Raw genomic sequence first — 5,622 nt, 5'->3', positions numbered from 1 at the left:
GAGTCGAGCGCGGCCCGCAGCTGCGGCATGAGCGCGCGGTCGGCGTCGATCCAGTGCAGCCCGTCCAGATCGGCGGCCGGCAACCAGCGCAACAGGTAGTGCTCTGACGCCCGCAGGGGTGCCCCCGGGTCGGTCGGCCGGGCCAGCCGGCAGCGCAGGACCAGGCGGTCGCCCAGCTCGATGTCGGGGCCGATGCGCTCCCCCACGTCGACCGCGAGCCCGAGTTCCTCGGCCAGTTCCCGCCGCAGCGCCGCGGTCTCGGACTCGCCCGGATCGGCCTTGCCCCCGGGCAGCTCCCACCGTCCGGCCAGGGCGGCGGGCCGGGTCCGGCGGGCGACCAGCAGCCGGTCGTCGTGCACGACGGCGCCGGCCACCACGACGGAGACCTCGTCGGCGGCCAGCGCCACGATCCCCAGCAGCGTCTGCTCGGCCCGCAGCACCCGGCGCCGCACGCCGGGCCAGGCGGCCAGGAACCTCGCGCGACGCCCCGCGGCCTCGAGCTCGGTCTCGACGGTGACCAGGGTGCCGGCCGGGGTGGCGGCGACGAACACCCGGATCCGCCCGCGCCCGACCGGTCCGACCGGGGTGGTCAGGTCGAGCATCGGGGGCACCGGCACCGGGCCGGCGGGACCGACCGGATCGGCGGGGCCCGTCCGGACGGTCAGCACCAGGCCGCGGGCGCGGCCCGCCGGCCGGATCTCGAGCCGGTCGCCGTCGCGGAGCGGGGCGAACGGGGACCGGGCGGGATCGGGGACGCGGGCGTCGAGGTCGGCGGTCCGGCCCAGGGCGCGGGCCGTGCGGGTCCACACGTCGGAGCGGACCAGAACCCGTCGCACGGTGTCCACCGGGGAGTCGAGCAGCATGGTTGCCCGGAGCGGAATCGCCACGACGGGACACCCTACGGGCCGCGTCGCGCGGGGCCGACCGCATCCCGAACGGGACCGAGCCGGCGCCCGACGGCAAAGGGACGGGCCCGAGCCGGGACCCAGACAACACCGAGTCGGCATCAGAACGGCGCCGACACCGCGCCGACCGGCGCGCCGTGGCCGGCCGGGTGCGTCGACCACCCCTTCAGATCGACGACCCCGGCCGAACAGAGCCCCGACGGCGATGACTGGGAGCGCTCTCAGAGGGACCTGCGCGCCGGGTTCCCGGTCATGCGCAGCGTAGAGCCCGCTCAGCTTCGGCCGGACCGACCGTCCTCCGATGGGGTGACCGAGTCGGCCGAACTTGCCCCAATCGGCCCAACGGCCCGGAACGCGAGGACGCCGAGAACCCCCAGAGTGATGACGCCCAGCAGGGGGTAGACGGTGCCCAGCGCCGACTGCCAGCCGGGCCGGGACGCCGGCTGGTCGATGTACTGCTGGGCGATGAGCAGGCTGACGACGTAGCTGCAGGTGGCGAGGAACCAGGCGGCGGCCAGCACCCGCACCGCCGGCCGCCGTCGCCGCGGACCGAACAGGCACCACAGCAGCAACGGCAGCACCCAGACCCAGTGGTGCGACCAGGAGATCGGCGAGATGAGCAGCCCGGTGACCTGCACGGCCAGGAAGCCGGCGGTGCGATCGCCCACCCGCAGGCACGCCCACGCCGCCCACACCCCCAGGACCGCAGCCAGCGCGGCGGCCACCAGCCACAGCGCGGTCAGATCCTGGCCGGCCAGTCGGGCGATGGCCCCGCGCAGCGACTGGTTGATGGCCGACCAGACCGGACCGGTGCGACCCGGGTCGAACATCAGCTTGGTGAAGAAGCGGACGGTCTCGGCCGGGACCAGCACCGCGCCGAACGCGACCGTCCCGGCGAAGAACACGATCGCCCAGACCACCGCCGACCACCGACGCTGCAGCAGGTAGTACAGCCCGGTGATGGCGGGGGTCAGTTTGATCCCGGCGGCCAGCCCGACCGAGGCGCCGGCCAGCCACTCCTTGCTCGCCACGGCGCCGGCCAGCAGCAGGGCGCAGAGGAAGAGGTTGATCTGCCCGTAGTTGAAGGTGGTGCGCACCGGTTCCAGCCAGAGCCCCAGCGCGGTGATCGTCACGACGATCCCGCGCAGGTTGGCCAGGGGGTGCGGCGCAGCCGGGCCGGCCCGGCCGAGCAGTCGCAGGGTGCAGTACGCGATCACCGCGATCGCCCCGAACGACGCGGCCTGCCAGAGCACGCGGAGCACCGTCCACGGCAGCCAGGTCATCGGAGTGAAGATCACGGCCGAGAACGTCGGGTAGGTGAACGGCAGGTGCAGCGGCTCGGAGAAGAAGTCGTACAGGGTGCCGTCGAACAGGTGCTGCGCGCCCTCCACGTACACCTTCAGGTCGACCATCGCGAACGCGTCGGTCCCGGCCAGCGTGGCCAGCACATGCAGCACGAGGGTCAGGGCCAGCAGCGCCCAGGGCGCCCACGACGACGCCACGAACCGTTCCAGGGCGCCGCGCACGCCTGACCTCCCTCTCCGACTCACACCGGCCCGTCACACCGATCCGGCCGATCCGGCCCACCCGACGATCCGGTCGATCCGGTCGATCCGGTCGATCCGGCCGTCCGGCCGTCCGGGGCCGCACCGGCGTCGCCGGGCCGCCCCGATCGTAGGGCCGCCCCCTCCCCGCGCGGATCATCGTCGTCGGCGCGGCCCAACTCGTCGACTCCCGCCCCACCCGTCACATTCGGGGCGAGATGATCCGCGCAGGCGTCCACACCGGCGGCCGGATCCGCGCGGGCGTCAACGACCGTGGCCGGACCCGCGTCAACAGCAGCGGCCGGACCCGCGTCAACTGCGGGGACCGTCCCGCGGGTCACGGGGTTCAGCCCAGAGCCGAGCGCGGGTGCACCGCGGGCCGGCCGCGGTAGCGTCGGGTCACCGAGTCCGATCATCGGAGGTTGGCATGGCCCGCTCCCGCCGCAGTCCCGCCGTGAAGCCGGTTCCGGCTCGGATCGTCATTCCCGACCTGGAGGGGTCGATCGTCGCGGGCGCCCTGCATCAGGCCGACCTGATCGGATTCACCCTAGTCATCGCCGATCCCCCGGCCGACCTGGCCAGCCTTCAGATGTCGGGCCGGTGGGTGGTCGCCGCGCAGGAGCCGCCCGGCGGCTCGAGCCGCTTCCGTGGCGACACCGTGGTCATCACTCTGCGCCGGGACGGCGGGGATGGGGCGGGCGACCGCGAGCCCCGCGTCCCGGTGCCACCCCGGCTCGCCGAGCGCGCCCCGCTGGAGCAGGCACCGCCGGCCCCGGCCGGCGGGAGCGGTCCGGCGGCCGGACGAGGCCGGGACGACCTGCCCCGGGAGGCGACGGTGCTGCGGTTCGAGCGACCCCCCGCCGGGCGCTGACCGGCCGGTCGGCGCGCAACGCCCGGTCGGCGCCGGACGTCCGACGCGGCGGCCGCCCCGGCCGGCGCCCCGCCGCCTCCGGAGGTCACCGGACACGCCCCCGAGGTCGGCCCGGCGAGCCGACCCGCGGTGGGCAGGTCGGCTATGCCCCCCGGTCGATCACCCGGTCACCCAGGGTTCCGGCGTAGAGCTGAAGCCGGATCTCCCGGGCCTTGGTCATGTGCTCGGTGGCGATCGCGGCTGCGTCCTCGGCGCGATGCTCGGTGATGGCGTCCAGCAGCGCACCGTGCTCGGCCAGGATGCTCTCCCAGCGGCCGGGGAACCGCAGCGTCGTCTGCGGGTGCAGGTGCGCGATGAGCCGGTCGATCACGTCGACCAGGGTGCCGTTGTGGCTCGCGGCCCACAGCGCCTCGTGGAACAGCCGGTTCAGCCGCACCCGGTCCTCGTCGGCATCCGGGCCGGCGGCCAGCATCTGCTCGTGGATGACCCGGAGCCGGTTCAGGTCCAGGCTGGTCGCGCGATCGGCCGCCGCCCGCGCCGCCTGGCCCTCCAGCAGGATGCGCAACTCGTAGATCTCCAGGATCTGCTCGGGGCTGCGTTCGACGACGCGGGTGCCTCGGCTCGTCCGTTCGATCAGGCCGTCCTGCTCGAGCCGCCGGAGCGCCTCGCGGATCGGGGTCCGGCTGACGCCCAGCCGGGCGGCCAGGTTCGTCTCCACCAGCATCGTGTCGGGTCCGAACTCGTCGCTCAGGACCAGCGCACGGAGTTGCTCGTACACCGGAACGGCCATCGGGACACCCTTTCGCTCAACCGGGATCGGCGCCCGGCGGCGGCCTGATCGCACGGTCGGCCCAGCGTATCCAGCGGCCGCGACCGGGATGCGCAACCCGTCCTCGATGTTACCTGGCACACACCCATTGACTTCTACATCCCACTGTATACAGTGGGATCCAATCTAATGCACACAGATACAGCGGCATGCGAAGGAGGTGGCGATGTCCGAGGTCCAGGTGGGATCGGCCGAACTGGCGGTCCCCGCGTCGTGGGTGCGAGGAGGGACGAGCAAGTGCTGGATCTTCCGCGCCAGTGAGGTCGACGGTCTTCCGATCACCCGTGACGAGTTCCTGTTGCGGGCGTTCGGGAGCCCGGATCTGCGACAGATCGATGGGATCGGTGGCGCGACGTCGACCACCAGTAAGGCGATCATCGTCGAGGACCTCGTCGTCGCCGAGTCGCCGACGACGGTCGTCTACTCGTTCGCCCAGGTCAGCGTCGACCACCCGCGGGTCGAGTGGGTCAGCAACTGTGGCAACTGCGCCACCGCGCTGGCGTTGTACGCGGTCCAGCACGAGCTGGTGGAGCTCGGCGAGGACGTCACCGAGTTCACGATGCTGAACCGGCCGACCGGACTGGTCCTGCGCGCCACCGTGCCCACCCCCGGCGCGACGGCCCCGTCCCATGGGGGCCAGCTCGTCCGGGGCGTGCCGTTCCCGGGCGTGCCGGTCGATCTCGGCTTCACCGAGGCGACCTGGTCGACCCACGGCGCGCTGCTCCCGACCGGGCGTCCGGTGGACCGGCTGACGATCGACGGGTCGGAGTACGACGTCACGATGATTGACGCCGGCGCGCCGGTCGCGCTCGTCCGGGCCGACCGGATCGGGCTCACCGGGTCCGACGACAGCGCCGCGGTCGCCGCCCGGATGCCGTTCTTCGCCGCACTGCGGCGGGTCGCCGCCCGGGCCATGGGCCTGCCCGACGACGACCAGTCGGTGCCCAAGGTGGGCGTCGTCGGCCCCGGTGATCAGGACGCCGACCTCAACGCCCGGATGATCTCCATGAGCGCCCCGCATCCGGCGATCGGCCTGACCAGCGCGGTCGCGCTGGCCGCGGGGGCCACCATCCCGGGCAGCCTGGTGCACGATCTCGCCCCGGCCCGGCCCACCTACCGCATCGGCACCCTCAGCGGCCCGATCCAGGTGACCATCACCCGGTCCGAGCAGCGGGTCGTGGAGTTCCGCCGCAACTCCCGCCGCATCGTCGATGCCCTGGTCTACGTGCCCAGCGTTCCCACCTCGTCCCCGGGCCGGCGGCCGGTCCGCCGGGCGGCCACCGCACCGGTCGCCACCTCCGTCGCCTGACCTCTCATCCCGTCCGGATCCTTTCCCCGCATCAGCCGAGCCGTCACGATGGACACGTCGTGTCGGAGAGGAAGACCAATGAAGATCACCCTCGAACACCTGAGCCTGAAGTACGGCACCAACACCGTCGTCAAGGACCTCGACCTGCAGATCGCCGACGGCGA

At 73.3% G+C, this 5,622-nt stretch carries 5 protein-coding genes; 2 read left to right on the top strand and 3 right to left on the bottom strand.

The annotated features are described in order from the left end of the window. Both ACOJUF_RS23215 and ACOJUF_RS23210 read right to left on the bottom strand, forming a co-directional pair. On the bottom strand, window positions 1-377 hold a 377-nt coding region (locus ACOJUF_RS23215; protein WP_420124177.1), incomplete at its 3' end, for a (deoxy)nucleoside triphosphate pyrophosphohydrolase. A gap of 800 nt (window positions 378-1,177) precedes the next feature. Then, entirely contained in the window at window positions 1,178-2,431 is a 1,254-nt protein-coding gene (locus tag ACOJUF_RS23210) for a mannosyltransferase (protein WP_420124176.1), read from the bottom strand. Window positions 2,432-2,903: 472 nt separating this feature from the next. Here ACOJUF_RS23210 and ACOJUF_RS23205 point away from each other — a divergent pair, with 472 nt between their 5' ends. Beyond that, window positions 2,904-3,320 (top strand): hypothetical protein, encoded by a 417-nt coding sequence (locus tag ACOJUF_RS23205; protein WP_420124175.1) that lies wholly within the window; start codon window positions 2,904-2,906, stop codon window positions 3,318-3,320. 142 nt (window positions 3,321-3,462) lie between these two features. On the opposite strand, the gene ACOJUF_RS23200 is transcribed toward ACOJUF_RS23205, so the two are convergent. Continuing rightward, window positions 3,463-4,110, bottom strand: coding sequence for a GntR family transcriptional regulator (locus ACOJUF_RS23200; protein WP_420124174.1), 648 nt, complete (start codon window positions 4,108-4,110; stop codon window positions 3,463-3,465). A 205-nt stretch (window positions 4,111-4,315) separates the two neighbouring features. Here ACOJUF_RS23200 and ACOJUF_RS23195 point away from each other — a divergent pair, with 205 nt between their 5' ends. Continuing rightward, window positions 4,316-5,458 carry a PrpF domain-containing protein gene (locus tag ACOJUF_RS23195; protein WP_420124173.1) on the top strand — a complete coding sequence of 381 codons (1,143 nt, stop codon included), beginning with the start codon at window positions 4,316-4,318 and terminating at the stop codon, window positions 5,456-5,458. Window positions 5,459-5,622: the final 164 nt, after the last annotated feature.

The organism is Nakamurella sp. (assembly GCF_048594475.1).
In the GTDB taxonomy this organism is placed as follows: domain Bacteria; phylum Actinomycetota; class Actinomycetes; order Mycobacteriales; family Nakamurellaceae; genus Nakamurella.
Note: the sequence above shows the minus strand (reverse complement) of the source record. Positions and strands in the feature narration are given on the sequence as shown.

Excerpts from the sequence above, each read along its gene's own strand:
- ACOJUF_RS23200 (WP_420124174.1), bottom strand. The coding sequence starts at position 4,110 with ATGGCCGTTCCGGTGTACGAGCAACTCCGTGCGCTGGTCCTGAGCGAC.
- ACOJUF_RS23195 (WP_420124173.1), top strand. The coding sequence starts at position 4,316 with ATGTCCGAGGTCCAGGTGGGATCGGCCGAACTGGCGGTCCCCGCGTCG.